At 69.6% G+C, this 19,991-nt stretch carries 20 protein-coding genes; 12 read left to right on the plus strand and 8 right to left on the minus strand.

From position 1 onward, the window contains the following. The first annotated feature begins 94 nt into the window (after positions 1-94). On the plus strand, positions 95-1,051 hold the full coding sequence (locus tag GR168_RS09190) for a tetratricopeptide repeat protein (protein ID WP_203235941.1): 957 nt from the start codon (positions 95-97) through the stop codon (positions 1,049-1,051). Between the two features lie 73 nt (positions 1,052-1,124). Here the strand turns inward: GR168_RS09190 and glgB are convergent, their stop codons facing one another. The 5 genes from glgB to GR168_RS09215 form a co-directional block, all read right to left on the minus strand. Continuing rightward, positions 1,125-3,347 carry a 1,4-alpha-glucan branching protein GlgB gene (gene glgB, locus GR168_RS09195; protein WP_159370585.1) on the minus strand — a complete coding sequence of 741 codons (2,223 nt, stop codon included), beginning with the start codon at positions 3,345-3,347 and terminating at the stop codon, positions 1,125-1,127. Positions 3,348-3,354: 7 nt separating this feature from the next. After that, a complete protein-coding gene (locus tag GR168_RS09200; RefSeq protein ID WP_058249983.1) occupies positions 3,355-5,355 on the minus strand; it encodes a maltotransferase domain-containing protein in 2,001 nt (666 codons plus the stop codon). A gap of 163 nt (positions 5,356-5,518) precedes the next feature. Next, on the minus strand, positions 5,519-7,615 hold the full coding sequence (locus tag GR168_RS09205; protein ID WP_159370586.1) for an ATP-dependent DNA helicase: 2,097 nt from the start codon (positions 7,613-7,615) through the stop codon (positions 5,519-5,521). Between the two features lie 124 nt (positions 7,616-7,739). Then, a complete protein-coding gene (locus GR168_RS09210; RefSeq protein ID WP_159370587.1) occupies positions 7,740-8,351 on the minus strand; it encodes an isochorismatase family protein in 612 nt (203 codons plus the stop codon). Positions 8,352-8,400: 49 nt separating this feature from the next. Continuing rightward, on the minus strand, positions 8,401-9,705 hold the full coding sequence (locus tag GR168_RS09215; protein ID WP_065629058.1) for a nicotinate phosphoribosyltransferase: 1,305 nt from the start codon (positions 9,703-9,705) through the stop codon (positions 8,401-8,403). 19 nt (positions 9,706-9,724) lie between these two features. On the opposite strand from GR168_RS09215, the gene clpS reads away from it, so the two are divergent. From clpS to rdgB, 11 genes are all read left to right on the plus strand, one after another. Then, positions 9,725-10,048, plus strand: coding sequence for an ATP-dependent Clp protease adapter ClpS (gene clpS, locus GR168_RS09220; RefSeq protein WP_033203522.1), 324 nt, complete (start codon positions 9,725-9,727; stop codon positions 10,046-10,048). A 70-nt stretch (positions 10,049-10,118) separates the two neighbouring features. Beyond that, positions 10,119-10,694, plus strand: a complete 576-nt coding sequence (locus tag GR168_RS09225) for a DUF2017 domain-containing protein (RefSeq protein WP_137810879.1) — start codon at positions 10,119-10,121, stop codon at positions 10,692-10,694. A gap of 48 nt (positions 10,695-10,742) precedes the next feature. Further along, the gene (locus tag GR168_RS09230; protein WP_159370588.1) at positions 10,743-11,843 is read left to right on the plus strand and encodes a P1 family peptidase; all 1,101 of its coding nucleotides are present in this window, start codon (positions 10,743-10,745) and stop codon (positions 11,841-11,843) included. A 112-nt stretch (positions 11,844-11,955) separates the two neighbouring features. Continuing rightward, positions 11,956-12,363 (plus strand): M67 family metallopeptidase, encoded by a 408-nt coding sequence (locus GR168_RS09235; RefSeq protein WP_065629055.1) that lies wholly within the window; start codon positions 11,956-11,958, stop codon positions 12,361-12,363. Positions 12,364-12,365: 2 nt separating this feature from the next. Next, a complete protein-coding gene (locus GR168_RS09240; protein WP_065629054.1) occupies positions 12,366-12,653 on the plus strand; it encodes a MoaD/ThiS family protein in 288 nt (95 codons plus the stop codon). Positions 12,654-12,655: 2 nt separating this feature from the next. After that, positions 12,656-13,627 (plus strand): cysteine synthase, encoded by a 972-nt coding sequence (locus tag GR168_RS09245; protein ID WP_065629053.1) that lies wholly within the window; start codon positions 12,656-12,658, stop codon positions 13,625-13,627. A 25-nt stretch (positions 13,628-13,652) separates the two neighbouring features. Continuing rightward, complete coding sequence (locus GR168_RS09250; RefSeq protein WP_137810875.1) at positions 13,653-14,282, plus strand: rhomboid family intramembrane serine protease; 630 nt, start codon at positions 13,653-13,655, stop codon at positions 14,280-14,282. Continuing rightward, positions 14,282-15,088: a glutamate racemase gene (murI, locus tag GR168_RS09255; RefSeq protein WP_203235942.1), complete on the plus strand. Its 807-nt coding sequence runs from the start codon at positions 14,282-14,284 to the stop codon at positions 15,086-15,088. The genes GR168_RS09250 and murI overlap by 1 nt, the downstream gene beginning before the upstream one ends. Positions 15,089-15,166: 78 nt before the next feature. Next, positions 15,167-15,931, plus strand: coding sequence for a cyclic nucleotide-degrading phosphodiesterase (locus GR168_RS09260; RefSeq protein WP_058249993.1), 765 nt, complete (start codon positions 15,167-15,169; stop codon positions 15,929-15,931). A 35-nt stretch (positions 15,932-15,966) separates the two neighbouring features. Next, complete coding sequence (gene rph, locus GR168_RS09265) at positions 15,967-16,722, plus strand: ribonuclease PH (RefSeq protein ID WP_058249994.1); 756 nt, start codon at positions 15,967-15,969, stop codon at positions 16,720-16,722. Further along, positions 16,722-17,336, plus strand: coding sequence for an RdgB/HAM1 family non-canonical purine NTP pyrophosphatase (gene rdgB / locus GR168_RS09270; RefSeq protein WP_159370589.1), 615 nt, complete (start codon positions 16,722-16,724; stop codon positions 17,334-17,336). Before rph ends, rdgB begins: the two co-directional genes overlap by 1 nt. 30 nt (positions 17,337-17,366) lie before the next feature. Here the strand turns inward: rdgB and GR168_RS09275 are convergent, their stop codons facing one another. From GR168_RS09275 to GR168_RS09285, 3 genes are all read right to left on the minus strand, one after another. Next, positions 17,367-18,005 carry a GNAT family N-acetyltransferase gene (locus GR168_RS09275; protein WP_159370590.1) on the minus strand — a complete coding sequence of 213 codons (639 nt, stop codon included), beginning with the start codon at positions 18,003-18,005 and terminating at the stop codon, positions 17,367-17,369. Next, positions 18,002-18,574: a TetR family transcriptional regulator gene (locus GR168_RS09280; protein ID WP_159370591.1), complete on the minus strand. Its 573-nt coding sequence runs from the start codon at positions 18,572-18,574 to the stop codon at positions 18,002-18,004. Before GR168_RS09280 ends, GR168_RS09275 begins: the two co-directional genes overlap by 4 nt. A gap of 263 nt (positions 18,575-18,837) precedes the next feature. Next, a complete protein-coding gene (locus tag GR168_RS09285) occupies positions 18,838-19,944 on the minus strand; it encodes a glycosyltransferase (protein ID WP_068971348.1) in 1,107 nt (368 codons plus the stop codon). Between the last annotated feature and the right edge of the window lie 47 nt (positions 19,945-19,991).

Below are 19,991 nucleotides of genomic sequence, written 5' to 3' on the forward strand. Positions count from 1 at the left end.
TCCGCGTGGGCGGTCGTGACACACTGGAGGGGTGACGCGACCAACCAATCGTCAGCAGGCCGCCGCCGCGGCCCGACAGCAGGCGGCAGCAGCCATGGCCATGTCCGGCGCGGTGGATCTCGGCGTACTCAAGGAGCGGGCCGAAGCCGAACGCGCACAAGCGCAACGGGCCCAGTCGCAGGCCGCAGCACGACCTGCCGCGCCCGGTGAGCCGCCCGCCGAGGGCGGGCAATCGCCGGCCGCCGGTGCGGGAACCGCGGCGGCCGCGGTCCTCGACGTCACCGAGGAGACGTTCGAGGCCGAGGTGCTCAACCGGTCGATGCAGCAGCTCGTGGTCATCGACCTGTGGGCGGAATGGTGCGGGCCGTGTAAGCAGTTGTCGCCGGTCCTCGAACGCCTCGCCGCGCAGTCGGGCGGGCGCTGGGTGCTGGCGAAGGTCGACGTCGACGCCAATCCCCGTATCGCACAGGCGTTCCGGGTGCAGTCGATCCCGATGGTCGTCGCGATCGTGCAGGGACAGCCGGTGACCGCCTTCAACGGGGTGCGCTCCGAGGCCGAGATCACCCAGTGGATCGACGACATCTTCGCCCAGATCGGCGACATCCTCCCGGGCGTTCCCGACGGGCCCGCACCCGAGCCGGAGCCCGAGGACCCGAGGCTGGTCGCCGCCGAGACGAAGCTGAACGACGGCGACTTCGACGGCGCACTCGCCGACTACCGGGCGATCGCCGAGGCCGAGCCGGAGAACCTCGAAGCGGTGTCCGCCGCGCGGAACCTCGAGTTCATCCTGCGGGCGCAGGCGCACGATCCCGCCATCGTGGAGTCGGCGTCCCTCCGTGACGTCGACGCGCAGCTCGCGGCCGCGGACGTCCTGCTGCTCAACCAACAGCCCGAAGCCGCGTTCGACCGCATCATCGACGTCGTGCGCGTGACCGCGGGGGAGGAGCGCACCCGGGCGCGCACCCGGCTGCTCGAGCTGTTCGAACTCTTCGATCCCGCCGAGCAGTTCGTCGTGAGCGCCCGCCGCAAGCTCGCCAGCGCCCTCTACTGACGGGCTGAGGCCACTGCCGCGGGAGTTTGAGTGATGTGTTTCGGAACCAGGCGACTGATTCCGAGACACACCACTACTCCCGCGGCACCAGCCAGATCGCCGAGTTGGCGGGCAGCATGACCCGAGCCGACACGGGACGTCCGTGATAGGACGGCCCGTCCGCCGTGATCGAACCCATGTTGCCGCGCCCGGCACCGCTGTAGGCGTCGGCATCGGTGTTGAGGATCTCGTCCCAGACCCCGGCCGAGGGCAACCCGACCTGATAGTCGGCGCGGTCGGAGCCGCTCAGGTTGAACAGGCACGCGACGACCGATCCGTCGGTGCCGTACCGGAGGAAACTGATCACGTTGTTGGCGGTGTCGTTGGCGTCGATCCACTCGTAACCCAGTGAATCGATGTCCTGGGTGTACAGCGCCGGTCGGGACCGGTAGATCCGGTTCAGGTCGGTGACGAGGGCCGAGATGCCGGAGTGCAGTTCGCCCTCCCAGCCCTCCAGCTGATGCCAGTCCAGACTCCGGTTGTCGGCCCATTCGCCGGTCTGCCCGAACTCCTGTCCCATGAACAGCAGTTGCTTGCCGGGGTGGGACCACATGTAGGCGAGGTAGACCCGCACGCCCGCGGCCTTGGCGAACGAATCGCCCGGCATGCGCGTCCACAGGGTGCCCTTGCCGTGCACGACCTCGTCGTGGGAGAGCGGCAGCACGAAATTCTCGCTCCACGCGTACACCAGCGAGAAGGTGATCTCGTGGTGGTGGAAGCTGCGGTGGATCTGATCGCGGGACAGGTAGTCGAGGGTGTCGTGCATCCAGCCCATGTTCCACTTGAAGCTGAACCCCAGCCCGCCGAGATCGGTCATGCGGGTCACGCCCGGCCATGCGGTCGACTCCTCGGCCACCGTGATCACGCCCGGGAAATGTTTGTGCACAGTCGCGTTGGTCTCCTGGAGGAACTGCACCGCCTCCAGGTTCTCGCGACCGCCGTGCACATTGGGGCGCCATTGCCCGGCCGGTCGTGAGTAGTCCAGGTAGAGCATCGAGGCCACCGCGTCGACGCGGAGACCGTCGATGTGGAACTCGCTGAACCAGAACAGGGCGTTCGCCACGAGGAAGTTGCGGACCTCGTGCCGGCCGAAGTCGAAGACGTAGGTGCCCCAGTCGAGCTGCTCGCCGCGCATCGGATCGGCGTGCTCGTACAGCGGGGTGCCGTCGAATCGGGCGAGCGCCCAGTCGTCTTTGGGGAAGTGGGCCGGCACCCAGTCGACGATCACGGCGATGTCACGGGAGTGGAGGTGATCGACGAGGTAGCGGAAGTCGTCGGGCGTTCCGAAGCGCGCCGTCGGCGCGTAGTACGACGTGACCTGGTAACCCCAGGAACCGCCGAACGGGTGCTCGGCGACGGGCAGGAACTCGACGTGGGTGAAGCCCTTCTCGACGGCGTAATCGGCCAGCTCGTGCGCGAGTTCGCGGTAGCCGAGGCCCTGACGCCAGGACGCGAGGTGGACCTCGTAGACGCTCATCGGCTCACGCTCGGGCGCGGACCGTTCCCGGCGCGCGATCCACGCGTCGTCGGTCCAGACATGTTCGGACACGGTGACCCGGGACGCGGTTGCCGGGGGCGTGCTGGTGCGGAAGGCCATGGGGTCGGCCTTGTCGCGGATGACGCCGTCGGCGCCATGGACGCGGAACTTGTAGTGGGTCCCGTCGCCGACGTCGGGGATGAAGACCTCCCACACCCCGCTGACCCCGACCTTGCGCATCGGCGCAACGCGCCCGGTCCAGTCGTCGAAGTCGCCGATCACGGTGACACCGTGGGCATTCGGCGCCCACACGGAGAAGGCGGTGCCGTGCACATCGCCGTCGGTGGTCGTGTACGACGTCACCCGCGCACCGAGGGCATTCCACAGTTCCTCGTGGCGGCCCTCGCTGAACAGATGGATGTCGACGTCGCCGAGGCTCGGCAGGAACCGGTAACCGTCGGCCACGACGAATTCCGACGTGCCCCCGGTGGAATCGGGGTAGACGACGCGGTACCGGTAGTCCATCAGGTCGGCCATCGGCACGGTGACCACCCACAGGTCGTCGGTCTGACGGGTCATCGGATGATCGACTCCGCCGATGACCACCGACACCGAGATCGCGTTCGGGCGCAGGGTGCGCAGGATCGTCGCGCCGCCGGGCGCGTCGTGGGCGCCGAGGAAGGCGTGTGGATCGGGATGGGTCTGCGCCGCGAGCCGACGCAGGTCGTGGTCGGTCGCGTAGGGGTCGGGCAGGTCTGGCGGATCGGTGCGATCGGTCACTGATACCTCACTGGATCCGATAGGCGAGCTGTTGTGCGGCAACAGGTTCGAGGGGCGGCAAGGCGAGGATGTGCGCCACCGCCCGCCATGGCTCGAGCCGGACGTAGTTGTCCTGGCCCCACCAGTACTCCTCGCCGGAGACCTCGTCGCGGACGGGGAAGCGGTCGTACCACTCGAAGCCGAGCTTCGGCAGGTCGAGCCAGACCGTGGAGTCCTCGGGACCGAACGGGTTCAGGTTGATCACGACGATGACCCGGTCGCCCGACACCGGGTCGATCTTCGAGTAGGCGATCAGCGACGGGTTGTCGACATGGTGGAAATGGATGTTGCGCAGCTGCTGCAGTGCGGGGTGCCGGCGCCGGATCTCGTTCAGCGAGGTGATCCACGGCTCGAGCGACTCGCCGCGGCTCGCCGCCGCCTTGTAGTCACGGGGCCGCAGCTCGTACTTCTCCGAGTTGAGGTACTCCTCGCTGCCCTCGGTCACGGCGACGTGCTCGTACAGCTCGTATCCGCTGTAGACACCCCATGTTGGGGCCAGGGTCGCGGCGAGCGCGGCGCGCAGTGCGAACATGCCCGGACCGCCGTGCTGAAGACTCTCGTGCAGGATGTCGGGGGTGTTGACGAAGAGGTTGGGGCGGGCCTCGTCGGCGTGGTCGGCGATCTCCCGGCCGAACTGCTCGAGCTCCCACTTCAGCGTCTTCCAGGTGAAGTAGGTGTAGCTCTGGCTGAAGCCGAGCCGGGCGAGGCCGTAGAGCCGCGCCGGCCGGGTGAAGGACTCGGAGAGGAAGAGCACGTCGGGGTGGCGCTTCTTCACCTCACTGATCAGCCACTCCCAGAAGTTCGGCGGCTTGGTGTGCGGATTGTCGACGCGGAAGATGTCGACTCCGAGCCCGACCCAGTGCAGGACGACCTTGAGGACCGCTCGGTAGATGCCGTTGCGGTCGTTGTCGAAGTTCAGCGGGTAGATGTCCTGGTACTTCTTCGGCGGGTTCTCCGCGAAGGCGATGGTGCCGTCGGGCTGGGTGGTGAACCACTCCGGATGCTCGAGCGCCCACGGATGATCCGGTGCGCACTGCAGGGCCAGATCGAGCGCGACCTCGAGGCCGAGTTCGCGAGCCCGGCCGACGAAGTACTCGAAGTCCTCCTCGGTGCCGAGGAGGGGATGGATGGCGTCGTGCCCGCCGTCGGATGATCCGATGGCCCACGGCGAACCGACATCCTCGGGTCCCGCGACGAGGGTGTTGTTGGGGCCCTTGCGGTTGATCTCACCGATCGGGTGGATCGGTGGCAGGTAGACGACGTCGAAGCCCATGTCCGCGATGCGCGGCAGATCCTGGGCGGCGGTGAGGAACGTGCCGTGGACGGGATTGCCCTCACCGTCCCAGCCGCCGGTCGAGCGCGGGAACAGTTCGTACCACGAGCCGAACAGTGCGCGCTTGCGATCGACCCACACCCGGTAGGTACGGCTCTTGGTGACGAGCTCGCGGACGGGATGGGCGGTCAGCAGTTCGACGACCTCGTCGGAGACCGCCAGACCCACCCGGTTCTCGACACGGCGCCGACGTGCCCGGAGTTGGCGCGCGGCGTCGAGCAGGAGTTCTCGGTCATCACCGGCGACCAGGTCGGCTGCGGTGTCCAGTACCCGCGCGCCGGTCTCGATGTCGTTGGCGAGGTCGGCGGCGCCCTGCCCGGCGTCGAGCTTCTTCAGAACGGCCGAACGCCACGTCGCGTAGGGGTCGCTCCAGGCCTCGATCCGGTACGACCAGAATCCGACGGCGTCGGGGACGAAGGCTGCGTTGAAGGTGTCCGGTTCCGGCGCGGGAACCATCCGGACATCGAACGGCCCGCGTCGCGGAGCCTCGACGTGCAGTGTGACGCCGAGCGCGTCGTGTCCTTCGCGCCAGGCCGTGGTACTGACCGGGAAGTATTCTCCCACAACGGCTTTGGCAGGTTGCTGGCCCGCTGACACAAGGGGTGCGATGTCGTCGATACCCATGCGCCCGATCACGTGGAGCCTCCTGTCGTCAGCTCCCGTGAGTGGCCGGGGTGCGCTGTCGGTCTCGCCTTCGTTGGTATCACCGGTACCCAACCTAGTGCCCCGCGGACGGGATTGTCTTGTCATGGATCGCCCGCCGTGTCGGGCGGGCGGGGCGCGGCGGGGTCGGTCGAGGTCAGCCCACCGAACGGGCGGGATCGGTCAATCGGGTCAGTGCCGAACGGACGACCGCGGGGTCGGTGGTACGCCACATCGGGGGCAGCGACGCGAGCAGATAACCGCCGTACCCCGCCGTGGCCAGTCGGGAGTCGAGGACCGCGACGACCCCGCGGTCGTCGACCGAACGCAGCAGGCGGCCGGCGCCCTGGGCGAGCAGCAGCGCGGCGTGGTTGGCCGCCACCGACAGGAATCCGTTGCCGCCGCGCGCATCGACCGCACGCTGCCGGGCGGTCAGCAGCGGATCGTCGGGACGAGGGAAGGGGATGCGGTCGATGAGCACGAGGCTCAACGACGGGCCCGGCACGTCGACCCCCTGCCACAGGGACAAGGTGCCGAACAGGCAGGTCGCCGGGTCGTCGGCGAACCGCCGGACCAGGGTGGACGTCGTGTCGCCACCCTGGCACAGCACCGGGTGGTCGGTGCGGTCGCGGATCGCGTCGGCGGCTTCGCGCGCCGCGCGCATCGAGGAGAACAGACCGAGCGTGCGTCCGCCGGCGGAGTTCACGAGCTCGGCGATCTCGTCCATCGTCCGCGACGAGATGCCCGAGCGGTCGGGTCGGGGGAGGTGACGTGCGACGTAGAGGATCGCCGACCGCGGATAGTCGAAGGGCGAGCCGGCATCGAGGCCGGTCCAGCGTGCCGAACCCGAATCGGACGGGACCGCCTTCCCGCTGGCGGTGACGTCGGCTGTGCTCGACCCCGCTGCGGGGCTCGTCTCGTCTGTCACCGGACGGTCGGTCCCGCGCCCCGATGCCGGGAGTCCCCAGGTCGCGGCGAGGGCGTCGAAGGAGCCGCCGATCGTGAGGGTCGCCGAGGTCAGGATGACCGTGGCGTCGGCGAACAGGGAGGCCCGCAGCAGGCCGCCGACCGACAGCGGTGCGATGTGCAGGATGGGCCGGGGCTCGGCCCCGCGGCGTGAGGTGTCCAGTGACGCCCACACGACGTCGCGCCGCTTCGCCTCGTCGGGTTCGTCGAACGCACCGAGTACGCGGACGACGGTGTCGTGCATGTCCTCGAGTGAGGTCAGGGCCGCCGAGCGGGCGGCCGCCGCGCCGTCGTCGGCGCCGGCCATCCGTACCGGTCCGATCGCGGTGCGCGCCTGCCACAGCCGGTCCCGCAGCATCACGAGGACAGCGGTGGCGTCGGACGGCAGGCCGGTCCACTGGCGCATCGGCGCGTTGTCGAGCAATTCGCCCAGCTGTTCACCGGCGCCCAGGAGGGCGTCGGCGGTCTCCTCGTCGACGAGCTTCCCGCACCGGCGTGCGACGAGCGCCACCGAGGCCGCCGACAGTTCGTCGGTGGCCACCGACGTCATCCGGTCGACGAGCTCGTGGGCCTCGTCGATGACGACGACGTCGTGCTCGGGCAAGACGTTGGCCGGGCTCGTGGCGTTGATGGCCAGCAGCGCGTGGTTGGTCACCACCACGTCGACCTTCCCGGACCGACGGCGGGACTGCTCGGCGAAGCAGTCCTCGCCGTAGGAGCAGTTGGCCGCGCCCAGGCACTCGCGGGCGGTGACGCTGACCTGTCGCCACGACCGGTCGGAGACGCCGGGGACGAGGTCGTCCCGGTCGCCGGTCTCGGTCTCGCTGCTCCACTCCCGCAGACGCGTGACCTCCCGGCCGGTGCGCGACAGCTCGAACGGGTCGAACAGCTCGGTGTCCGGCTCGTCGGCGGTACCGGAGTGGATCTTGTTCAGGCACAGATAGTTTCCGCGCCCTTTGAGAATTGCGAAGGTGGGCTCGCGGCCGATCGGCTTCTTCAGCGCCTTGGCCAGGCGGGGGAGATCGCGCTCGATGAGCTGGCGCTGCAACGCGATCGTCGCGGTGGACACCACGACGGTGCGGCCGCTCTCGACGGCGTGCCGGATGGCCGGCACGAGGTAGGCCAGCGACTTGCCGGTGCCGGTGCCGGCCTGGACCGCGAGATGCTCGCCGGTGTCGATGGCATGCGCCACCGCGGAGGCCATCGCGACCTGACCGCCGCGGCGGTGACCGCCGAGTGCGGTGACCGCCGCGTCGAGAAGGTCGGTCACCGGGGGTGTGTTGGGCATGAGGTGTGTTCCGGTTGTCCTTGCTGGGTTCGCCGTGCGCGGGAACGGTGTTCTTTCAGACGTATCGCGGGCCCGGTCGGTTCCCGCTGTCGAGATCGGGATCGTGGTCGGGACCGCGGCGCTGCTACCCGGTCCGACTCGACCCGTCGTAGAGCAGGTCGCCCACGAGTTCGACACCCGCCTGCCGCAGCGCCGAGAGAGCCTTCGACGTCGTCTCGGGCGCGACACCGGCGGTGAAGTTGAGGAGGACGCGGGTGCTGAAACCGGCCTCCACGGCGTCGAGCGCGGTTGCCCGCACGCAGTGGTCGGTGGCGATGCCGACGATGTCGACCGACTTCACCTTCCGTTCCCGCAACCACACGGCGAGGGTGGAGCCGTCGTCGGCCGCGCCCTCGAAGCCGGAGTATGCGGCGCTGTACTCGCCCTTGGAGAAGACCTCGTGCGCCGCCGCGGCGTCGAATTCGCGGTGGAACGCGACACCGTCGGTGCCGACGCGGCAGTGCGGTGGCCAGGTGTCGACGTAATCGGGGTCGTCGGAGAAGTGCGCACCGGGGTCGATGTGATAGTCGCGGGTCGCGACGACGGTCTGGTATTCGTCGAGGATCGACGTGACCGCCCGTGCGACCGCGGCGCCACCGTTCACCCCGAGGGCGCCGCCCTCGCAGAAGTCGTTCTGCACGTCGACGACGATCAGCGCGTCGGCGGGACGGGTGCCGTCGCTGCGTTCGGCGCTCATCCAATTCTCCTGTCGTCGGGGGACATCGGTTCCGGGCGTCGGGGTGCGGTCAGCCGAGCTCGTAGCGGGTCGGAACCGCGGGATCTCCATGGGACAGGCCGAGACCCTCCCAGGGCAAGCTGACCAGGCCGGCCGCGAGGTGCGCGCGGGCATCGGTGAGAGTGGGCAGCGACGCCACGGGCGTCCCACCGCGGACGAGCGGGATCTGCAGGTCCCGGATGCCGAGCCCGTCCGGCGCGGGGCGGGTGCCGTCGGCGCGATACACGATCTCCTCGACGATCGTGCCGCTGGACCGGGCCGCCCGCACGGCCGACTTGGCGCCGCCGCGTGACTCCTTGTGACTCGCCCGTTTGGCGACCGGCAGGCCGTCGACCTCGACGAGTTTGTAGACCATCCCCGCCGTCGGCGCCCCGCTCCCGGTGACCAGGGATGTCCCGACCCCGTAGGTGTCGACCGGCTCGGCGCGCAGCGAGGCGATCGCGTACTCGTCGAGATCGCCGGACACGACGATCTTCGTCTCCGTCGCGCCCAGGTCGTCGAGTTGCGCGCGGACCTGGCGCGCCAGCACCCCGAGGTCGCCGGAGTCGATGCGCACGGCACCGAGTCCGGGGCCGGCCACCTCGATGGCGTTGCGCACGCCCTGGGTGATGTCGTAGGTGTCGACAAGCAGCGTGGTACCGATCCCGAGGGCCTCGATCTGCGCGGCGAACGCGGCCTTCTCGTCGGGCCCGTCCGGGCCGGTGAAACCGAGGGTGAAGGCGTGGGCGGCGGTGCCGGCGCTGGGCACGCCGAAGCTCCGGGCCGCCTCGAGGTTCGAGGTGGCGGCGACGCCGGCGATGTAGGCGGCGCGCGCACTGGCGACCGCGGCGCGCTCATGGGTGCGCCGCGAGCCCATCTCGATGATCGGGCGCGACCCGGCCGCGCTGACCATGCGGGCCGCGGCCGACGCGATCGCGCTGTCGTGGTTGAGGATCGAGAGGATCAGGGTCTCGAGCAGGACCCCCTCCGCGAAGGGCGCGCGGACGGTGAGGATCGGCGAACCGGGGAAGTAGAGTTCGCCCTCCCGGTAACCGTCGATGTCACCGGAGAACCGGTAGTCCCGCAGCCAGGCCACCGTGTCCGCGTCGAGGAATCGCTCGACCACGGCGATCTCCTCGTCGCCGAACCGGAACGCTGCGAGTTCGTCGAGAACGCGGCCGGTTCCGGCCACCACGCCATAGCGCCGGCCGTCGGGGAGGCGGCGCGCGAAGACCTCGAATGCGCACTGGCGGTGCGCAACCGGGTGGCGAAGTGCCGCTGCGACCATCGTCAGTTCGTACTGATCGGTCAGCAGCGCGGTGTTGTCGTTGCTCACAATCGCCTACCCTGTCCTCATGGCGCCTGACGAAACTCGTGCGCACGAGGCTACCCCCGGCGGTACGGCGGTTGCCGAACCAGAGGTCGCCGACGGCGCGGCGGGACTCGACAAGCCCTGGATGACGATCGTGTGGGACGACCCGGTCAATCTGATGCGGTACGTCACCTTCGTCTTCCAGAAGATCTTCGGCTACTCCGAGTCCCGCGCCAACGAACTGATGATGCAGGTCCACACCGAGGGCAGGGCAGTGGTGTCCTCCGGAGACCGGGACAAGGTCGAGGCCGACGTCGCGAAGCTGCACGCCGCGGGGCTGTGGGCGACGATGCAGCGGGATTCGTGACCCGGACCGGCCGCGGACGACTCCGAACCGGTCGGTCGGCCTTCGCGGCGCGGCAGGCACACTGAGACGCGTGCGCACCTGGAAACGCAAGGGGCGCGGCGAGACGATGCGCATCGCATCGCAACTCGACGCGCACGAAGCAGAGCTGCTCGCGTCGATGGTCACGTCGATGTGCGAATTGCTCACCGAACGAGCCGATTCCGCGCCCCGCGACGACCTCGCGAGGCTGACCGGTATCGACGTCGGGCACTCGCAGGCACCCGACGATGTGACCCTGGGCCGTCTCCTCCCGGATTTCCACCGGCCCGACCAGGACGACGAACTCTCCGCCGAGGTCGTCAACGGCGAACTGAACTCGGCGCTGCGGAGCGTGCACGAACCACAGATCATCGACGCCAAGCTCGGCGCCGCCCGGGTGTTGCTCGACACCCTGCCGGCCGGCGGCGGGGACTTCGCCCTGACTCCCGACGAGGCCGCGGCGTGGCTCACCTCGCTCAACGACGTGCGACTGGCACTCGGCGCGATGCTCGGGATCTCCGAGGACACGCCCGAGCAGTTGCCACCCGACCACCCGCATGCGGCGCATCTCGACGTCTACCACTGGCTCACGGTGATGCAGGACCTCCTCGTCGAAGCCCTGATGTGATCTAGGGTTCCGTTCGGGAACTTCGTCCGCTTCGACGTCAGGGGTCTCGTGAGCACACTCGGCCGACCGGCCCCGGCCGGCAATCGCATCACCGACATCGCCGGCCTCGCCGTCGGGCACGCGCACCGCGTCGACCCCGACGCCCGGGTCGCCGGTGCACCGGAGGCCCCCGACGGTCACGGGTGGGCCACCGGGACCACCGTCGTACGGGTGTCGGCGCCGGGCGCCATCGCCGCCGTCGACGTCCGCGGTGGCGGTCCGGGTACCCGCGAAACCGATCTCCTCGACCCGTCGAACACGGTCCAGACCGCGCACGCCATCGTGCTCAGCGGAGGTAGTGCCTACGGACTGGCCACCGCCGACGGGGTCATGCGCGCGCTCGAGGCCGACGGGATCGGACTCCCGCTCGACGACCGCGGGCACGTGGTGCCGATCGTCCCCGCCGCGGTGATCTTCGACCTCCCCGTCGGTGCCTGGGACCACCGACCCGACGCGGACTTCGGAGTGGACGCGGTCCGCGCAGCGGACACGGAATTCGCCGTCGGGTGTGTGGGTGCGGGTGTCGGCGCCCGGGCCGGCGCGCTCAAGGGCGGGGTCGGGACGGCGTCGATGACGTTCGACGCCGGTCCCGCGGCCGGCATCACCGTCGGCGCAGTGATGGTCGCCAACCCGGTCGGGGCGGTCATCGACCCGCAGACCGGGCTGCCGTGGGACCTCGGCGAGACCGAACTGGGCCGCCTGGGGTTGCGCCGGCCGTCGGCCGCCGACATCGACTCGCTCGCCGACCTCGCGGCGAAGCACACCGTGCTCAACACGACGATCGGTGTCGTGGCCACCGATGCCGCGCTCGACGCGCCGATGACCAAGCGGCTGGCGATGGCCGGACACGACGGTCTCGGGCGGGCGATCAGGCCCGCGCACTCGCCGCTCGACGGGGACACGATCTTCGGCATCGCCACGGGTGCGGCCCGGCCGTCGACACCGGTGCCGGCGCCGGCGGGTATGCATGCCGACGTCGCCGTGGTCGCCGAGGTGTGCCGGGCCGCGGCCGACGTCGTCCAGCAGGCCATCGTGAACGCGGTCCTCGCGGCGGAACCGGTCGCATCGATCCCCACCTACGCACAGACGGCGCCGTCGGCGTTCCGCTGACCGGGGTCGTCGCGAACGGCGAACGGAATAGGTGCCGCGGCGACGATGTTGCGCCTCGGGGAACCCCGGGGTCCCGGGTGTGGACACGTCTGGACAGGAGAATGCGACACCGATGCTGAAGATCGGGCAGGAGCTGGTCGACGCCATGGTCGCGCACGCGCGCGCCGACCATCCCGACGAGGCCTGCGGGGTGATCGCCGGGCCGGAGGGTTCCGACGATCCGCAGCGTTTCATCGCGATGATCAACGCCGAGCGGTCGCCGACCTTCTATCGTTTCGACTCGGCCGAGCAGCTCGCGGTCTGGCGGGAGATGGACCGCCGTGACGAGGAACCCGTCGTGATCTATCACTCGCACACCGCCACCGAGGCGTACCCGAGCCGCACCGACATCTCCTACGCCGGCGAGCCCGGCGCCCATTACGTGCTGGTGTCCACGCGCGACCCCGAGACCGCCGAGATCCGTAGCTATCGCATCGTCGACGGTGCGGTCACCGAAGAAGAGATCGAGATCAGGAGCTGAGCATGTCTGTCACCGTATCCATCCCGACGATCCTGCGTACTCACACCGGCGGGGAGAAGCGCGTCGAGGGGTCGGGTTCGACGCTGGCCGCCCTGATCGACGACCTCGAGACGGGCAACGCCGGGCTGAAGGAACGACTCGTCGCGCCCGACGAGAACGGCACCGCCAAACTGCACCGGTTCGTCAACATCTACGTCAACGACGAGGACGTGCGATTCTCCGGCGGCCTCGACACCCCGATCGACGACGGTGACGAGGTGACCATCCTGCCCGCGGTCGCCGGCGGCTGAGCGTGGCCCGCTACGACTCCCTGATCGACTCGGTCGGCAACACCCCGCTCATCGGTCTGCAACGGCTCTCGCCGCGCTGGGACGACTCCGACGAGGGCCCGCACGTCCGCCTGTGGGCCAAGCTCGAGGACCGGAACCCGACCGGATCCATCAAGGACCGCCCCGCGCTGCGGATGATCGAACAGGCCGAACGCGACGGATTGCTGCGGCCGGGCTCGACGATCCTCGAACCCACGAGCGGCAACACCGGCATCTCGCTCGCGATGGCGGCGAAACTCAAGGGCTATCAACTGATCTGCGTGATGCCCGAGAACACCTCGGAGGAACGGCGCTCGCTGTTGCGGATGTTCGGCGCGCAGGTCATCTCCTCACCCGCGGCGGGCGGCTCCAACACCGCGGTCGCGGTGGCCAAGGGCCTCGCCGCGGACAATCCCGACTGGGTGATGCTCTACCAGTACGGCAACGCGGCGAACGTCGCGGCGCATTACGAGGGCACCGGCCCCGAGTTGTACGCCGACCTGCCCGAGATCACCCACTTCGTCGCCGGGCTCGGCACGACCGGAACGCTGATGGGCGTCGGGCGGTTCCTGCGCGAACGCAACCCCGATATCGAGATCGTCGCCGCCGAACCCCGGTACGGCGACGAGGTCTACGGCCTGCGCAACATCGACGAGGGTTTCATCCCCGAGCTCTACGACGACTCGGTGCTGACCCGCCGCTTCTCGGTGACCGGCGTCGACGCGGTCGCGCGGGTGCGGGAACTGATCGACCTCGAGGGCATCTTCGCGGGGATCTCCACCGGTGCGATCCTGCAGGCCGCGCGCGGTATCGGCCGACGGGCACTGAAGGCCGGGACCCGCGCCGACATCGGCTTCGTCGTGCCCGACGCGGGATGGAAGTATCTGTCGACCGGGGCGTACGAAGGTAGTCTCGACGACGCGGAGCAGGCACTCGAAGGCCAGCTCTGGGCCTGACCCCGCTACCGAGGACTTTCCAGCCATGAGCTCGTACACCCCGCCGGTCGGGCAGCAGCCCGCGCGACGCGCGCGTCCGCTGTGGCTGCGTTCGGCGATCATCACCGCGTGCATCGTCGCGGTGCTGTTCGTCATCGAGGCCATCGACGTGGCGACCCACTACGACCTCGACCAGAACGGCATCGAACCACGACAGGTCGACGGACTGGACGGCATCCTGTGGGCGCCGATGCTGCACGGCGACTGGCAACACCTGTTCGCCAACCTGATGCCCGGCGCGGTGCTGTGCTTTCTCGTGTTGATGACGCGGCGGTTCCTCATCGTCACCGGCATCATCTGGGTGGTGTCGGGGGTCGGTGTGTGGCTGTTCGCAGCGCCGTACTCGATCACCGTCGGGGCGTCGGGCATCGTGTTCGGCTGGCTCACCTTCCTCATCGTCCGCGGCCTGTTCAACCGCGATCTGTGGCAGATCCTCGGCGGCCTTGTGCTGTTCCTCGTGTACGGATCGATCCTGTGGGGCGTCCTGCCCTCGGATCCCCTGGTCTCCTGGCAGGCCCACCTGTTCGGCGCGATCGCCGGCGTGTTCGCGGCGTGGGCACTCGCGGCCCGGGATCGACGGAAGCCGGCGGTCACCGCACCGGGGGTTGCGCCATAATCCCGGCGGGCGGCCAGGACGCACCCATCGGGATCTTCGACTCGGGTGTCGGGGGACTGACGGTGGCGCGCGCGATCATCGATCTGTTGCCGGACGAGGACATCGTCTACATCGGCGACACGGCCAACGGGCCGTACGGTCCGCTGACGATCCCCGAGATCCGACGCCACGCCCTCGCGATCGGCGACGACCTCGCCGAGCGAGGGGTCAAGGCCATCGTCATCGCCTGCAACACCGCCTCGGCCGCCTGCCTCCGCGACGCGCGCGAGCGATACGCCCCCATCCCGGTCATCGAAGTCGTGCTGCCGGCGGTGCGCCGCGCGGTGGTCGCCACCAAGACGGGCCGAATCGGCGTGCTGGGCACCGAGGCGACGATTTTCTCACGGGCATATCAGGATTCGTTCGCGGCGGCACGCGATGCGGTGATCACCGCGGTGCCCTGTCCGCGGTTCGTCGACTTCGTCGAACGCGGGATCACCAGCGGCCGACAGATCCTCGGGCTCGCGCAGGGCTACCTCGAACCACTGCAGCAGGCCGGCGTGGACACCGTGGTCCTCGGCTGCACCCACTACCCGCTGCTGTCCGGGGTCATCCAGCTGGCGATGGGCGACGAGGTCACCCTGGTGTCGAGCGCGGAGGAGACGGCGAAAGACCTCTTCCGGGTCCTCACCGAGGCCGACCTGCTGCACCCGCACACCGGCCGCGACGCCACCCGCGTCTTCCAGGCGACCGGTGACCCGGAGCTCTTCGCGAAACTGTCGAACCGATTCCTGGGGCCGGTGATCGGAGCCGTGCAGCACGTGTGAGGGGTCAACCGCGCATCGCCGCGCACTTGTGACCCGTATGCCGCCGCCCGCGCGCGGAATCGTGGCACAGTGGGGCCTATGCGTCTCACGGTCCTCGGGTGCTCGGGCAGTGTGGGCGGACCGGGAGCCGCGTGCTCCGGCTACCTGCTCTCCGTACCCGGTGAACAACCGGTCCTCGTGGACTGCGGCCCGGGTGTCTTCGGCGAACTGCAGCGCGTCACCGACCCCAACAATGTCGCCGTCGTCCTCAGTCATCTCCACGCCGATCACTGCCTCGATCTGCCCGCGATGCTCGTCTGGCGTCGGTACGCACCACAGCCGGCACGGCGGCGGGCGCCGCTCTACGGCCCACCCGGCACCGCCCTCCGGATCGGCTACGGGTCGTCGGAATTCCCCGGACAGCTCGACGACATCACCGACACCTTCGACGTCCACGAGTGGAGCGACGACCAGGAGATCACCCTGGGCGGGATGCGAATCCGGGCGATGAACGTCAATCATCCGCCCGACACCTTCGGTCTGCGGATCACCGGTCCCGACGGCCAGGTCATCGCCTACAGCGGAGACACCGCGCCGTGCGACGAACTCATCGACCTCGCGGCCGACGCCGACCTGTTCCTGTGCGAGGCGTCGTGGACGCATGCGCCCTCGGAGCGCCCACCGGATCTGCACATGTCGGGCATCGAGGCGGGGGAGGCCGCGACCAAGGCGAACGTCCGAACACTCGCGATCACCCACGTCGCCCCGTGGTCCGATTCGGCGGAGATCCTCGCCGAGGCCCGCAGCACGTTCTCCGGTCCGACGGAGCTCGTCAGCCAGGGACAGGTCTTCGACCTCACCTAGCTGTCGTGTCCGCGCCGGTCGTTACAGTGAGACCCGTGACCACACGAGCTGACGGCAGAGCCGACGACGAACTCCGTCCCATCACGTTCACCCGCGGTTTCACCAGCCATCCGGCGGGTTCGGTCCTGGTGGAATTCGGCAAGACGCGGGTGATGTGCACCGCGAGTGTCACCGAGGGTGTCCCGCCGTGGCGTCGTGGTTCAGGCTTGGGCTGGCTGACCGCGGAGTACGCGATGTTGCCCGCCGCCACCCACGACCGGTCGTCACGTGAATCGGTCAAGGGCCGGGTGGGTGGTCGCACCCACGAGATCAGTCGACTCATCGGCCGGTCGCTGCGTGCGTGCGTCGATCTCGGTGCCCTGGGCGAGAACACCATCGCCCTGGACTGCGACGTCCTGCAGGCTGACGGCGGTACCCGCACCGCAGCCATCACCGGTGCCTATGTCGCGCTGGCGGACGCGATCACCTACCTGCGTGCCGCGGGCAAACTGTCCGACCCGCAACCGCTTTCGTGCGCGATCGCCGCGGTCAGCGTGGGGGTCGTCGACGGCCGCGTCCGACTCGACCTTCCCTACGAAGAGGATTCGCGCGCCGAGGTGGACATGAACGTCGTGGCGACCGACGCCGGCACGCTCGTCGAGGTGCAGGGCACCGGCGAGGGTGCGACGTTCCCGCGCTCGACGCTCGATGCGCTGCTCGACGTGGCCGCGATCGGAACCGAGAAGCTGTTCGAGGCGCAGCGAGCCGTACTCGCCGAGCCGTACCCCGGCGAACTTCCCGGACGGGCCTGATGTCCTCGGTGCTTCTCGCGAGCCGCAACGGCAAGAAGCTCGCCGAGCTCCAGCGCGTCGTCGACGCCGCGGGCATCACCGGGGTCGAGATCGTCGGCCTCGACGCGGTGCCGGACTACCCGGAGGAGCCCGAGACCGGTGCCACCTTCGAGGACAATGCGCTGATCAAGGCCCGCGCGGGTGCGAAGGCCATCGGAATCCCATGTCTCGCGGATGATTCCGGTATCGCGGTGGATGCCCTGAACGGCATGCCGGGCGTGTTGTCGGCGCGTTGGTCGGGCCGGCACGGGGACGACCCGGCCAACAACGCGCTGCTGCTCGCCCAGCTGTCGGACACCCCGGACGAACGACGCGGCGCCGCGTTCGTCTCGGCCTGCGCGCTCGTGCTGCCGGGCGGGACGGAGACGGTGGTGCGCGGCGAGTGGCGTGGGCGGGTCCTGCGGGAGGAGCGCGGGCCGCACGGTTTCGGGTACGACCCGTTGTTCGCCCCGGACGACGAGATCGCCGACGGCCGGTCCGCGGCGGAACTGTCGCCGGCGGAGAAGGACGGGCTCAGTCACCGCGGAAAAGCGTTGGCGCAGTTGGTTCCGGCGCTGCGGGCGCTCGCGGGCTGACCCCCCCTTGCGTCGGCGTCCGGACTCCGATCAGCTCGCGGCGCCGGTGTAGATGTAGACCCCCAGCGTGTGCGGTTCGCCGTCGAGCAGGATGTCCATATCGTCGGCGCCGGCACGTGACATGCCCTGCCGCTCGTAGAATCCGAAGGTGCACAGCGAGTCTGTGTACAGGTGGAAGTCGGAGCGGCCGCGGCTTCGGAGATGGTCGAGGAACGCGCCGTACAGCGCCGCTCCGACGCCGTGTCCGCGTGTCGTCGAGGCGACGGCGAACAGGGTCAGTTCGTCGTCGAGCGACGTGCCCGTCGCGGCGCCGAGCCGGTGGGCCACCGACTCGAAAGCGAACAGGGCCCGCAGCGACTTCCACTGGGGTAGTCCGAGAATCGCGCCTCGAGCGGTGTGCGCCCAGAGCAGCGCTCGGTTCTTCGTCCGTTCGCGCAGGTGCGGCTCGCCGGCGACCCGTCCGAGAATGATCCCCACCACGTGGCCGCCCTTCACCGCGACGCGACTCCAGGTACTCGCGACGAGTTGATCGCGGAGGTAGACCTCGAGTGCCGCGTCCAGGACGTGTTGTCCGTGGACGTATCGGTGGATGTAGAACGCCTCGTCGATGATCTTCTTCACATCGTCGGCGTCGGTGGAACGGTAGGGGCGATAGGTGATGTCGGTCATGACCCCTTCTTTGCGTGTGTGTGGGTGAGAGCGATCAGGTCCGCTTCGAGGGTGGCCCGGTCGGAGTCGTCGAGGACGGCTCCCCACAGGGGAGCGGTGTTCGAGCCGTCGGCGGCCGCGATGATGAGTCGCGTGACCGCCGGGTCGAGACCGTCGTCGGACAGCGCGGCGCGCCAGTGATTGGCGTCCTGCTGGGCGAGGGCGGCCGGGCCCGGTTCGTACATCAGGCTGGCGGCCAGCGCGATCTGGTCGCGGAGGCCGGCGGAGTCCCGCGCGTCGGCGAAACTCACCCGGATGTAGGCCCTGGTCAGCCGTCCCGGCGCGTCGTCCTCCTCGTCGGCGAGTCGCTCGACGGTCGACCGGAACTGGGCCATCAGGTCCGCCGCGAGTTCTTCGAGCAGGCCGTCCTTGGCGGGGAAGTGGTAGAGCAGCCCGCCCTTGGACACCCCGGCCGCAGCGGCGATCTCGGACACCGACACGGCGGCGCCGTGTCGCGCGACCAGACGGGCCGCGGCGTCGAGGATCAACCGTCGGGTGTCGGCGGCGGTGCGTCCGGTCGTGCGAGCCATCGAGTCCTCCCAATGTGGTGCCGTCATCCCACCCCCCGAATCCAGGGACCGCATAACCCGTGGTCCCTGAGGTGTGAGGAGCGATAGCGACGAGCCACGAAGGGCCTGGTGAGACGAGTTGCGAACACTTTCGTGCTCGCATCGCTCGCACCTCGGGGAGCAGGGATGGGCGCCTACGAGCGTCTGTGAAAGAACTATACCGTCCAGACGGTTTAGTTTCAAGCTCAGGTCGGTGCAGGGCGCTGCCTGCTCGTACAGGCGGCTCAGACGCCGGCGTGAACACCCAACATCCGCGCGACCGAGTCGGGCCAGGGGTACTGGGTCGCTCGATGACGCGCCGCCCGTTCGCGGTCGACGCGGGGGAGGCTGAGGACCTGCCGGATCGCGCTCGCGAAGCCCGGGCCGGAGTCCTCGGCAGCCGCGCCACACGTGTCGTCGACCAGGGTCGCGACCGCCGACGACTGCGACCCGATGACCGGTGTGCCGGCGGCCAGTGATTCCAGCGCGGAGAGGCAGAAGGTCTCGTGCGGACCGGGGGAGAGGGAGATGTCGGCGCTGGCGAGGAGGGCGGCGACCTGACTCCGCTCGGAGAGATGGCCCAGGAAGGTCACGGGCAATCCGCGGGCCAGATGCTGCAGCGGGGCTCGCATCGGCCCGTCGCCCGCGATCACCAGGTGCGCCGGCGTTCCCGACCGATGGAGTCTGCCGAGCGCGGCGATGCTGCGGTCGGCGCGCTTCTCCACCGAGAGGCGTCCGCAGTGGGCGATGAGCGCACCGGTGCCGTCGGACCACCGTGCGCCCAGGTTCGGGTCGAGGTGCCGTGGGTCGAAGACATCGAGGTCGACGCCGAGCGGGGCGCGTACGACGTTGGTCGCCCTCACGCGATCGAACTCCGCGGCCGCGAAGTCGGTGGTGCACACGACGGTGTCGTAGTCACGGGCGGTGGCCGCGTTCGCGCGGTCGGCCAGAGCACGTGCGGAGCGGCCGGGCATGACCTGGCCGAGCAGACGGTCGAGGCGTTCATGGGACACCATCGTCGAATGGATGTCTCGCGCGCGAGCCCACCGGCCGAAGCCGCGCAGGGTGAGGCGGTCGGACACCTCGAGGGCGTCGGGACGGAGATGGGCGAGGACGTCGGCGACGCGGCGGGCCGACGCCAGGCGGTAGCCGCCCGAGGCGGGAATCCGCGGTGCGGCCACGGTGATCCGCGTGACCCCAGAGTTCAGCGTCTCCTCGCCGGGATCGGCGCCGGGAACGATCAGGACGACGTCGTGACCGGCCCCGGCATACCCGGCGCCCCAGCGGTCCACCGCGGTGCGCAGACCGCCGGAGCGGCCGCCGTAGAAGTTCGCGAGCTGGACGATCCGCACGGGGTCCAGTCAGCCCGACCCGGGTGAACGGCCGACCAGCGCGAGAA

The sequence above is a fragment of the Gordonia sp. JH63 genome (genome assembly GCF_009856645.1).
GTDB lineage: Bacteria > Actinomycetota > Actinomycetes > Mycobacteriales > Mycobacteriaceae > Gordonia > Gordonia hongkongensis.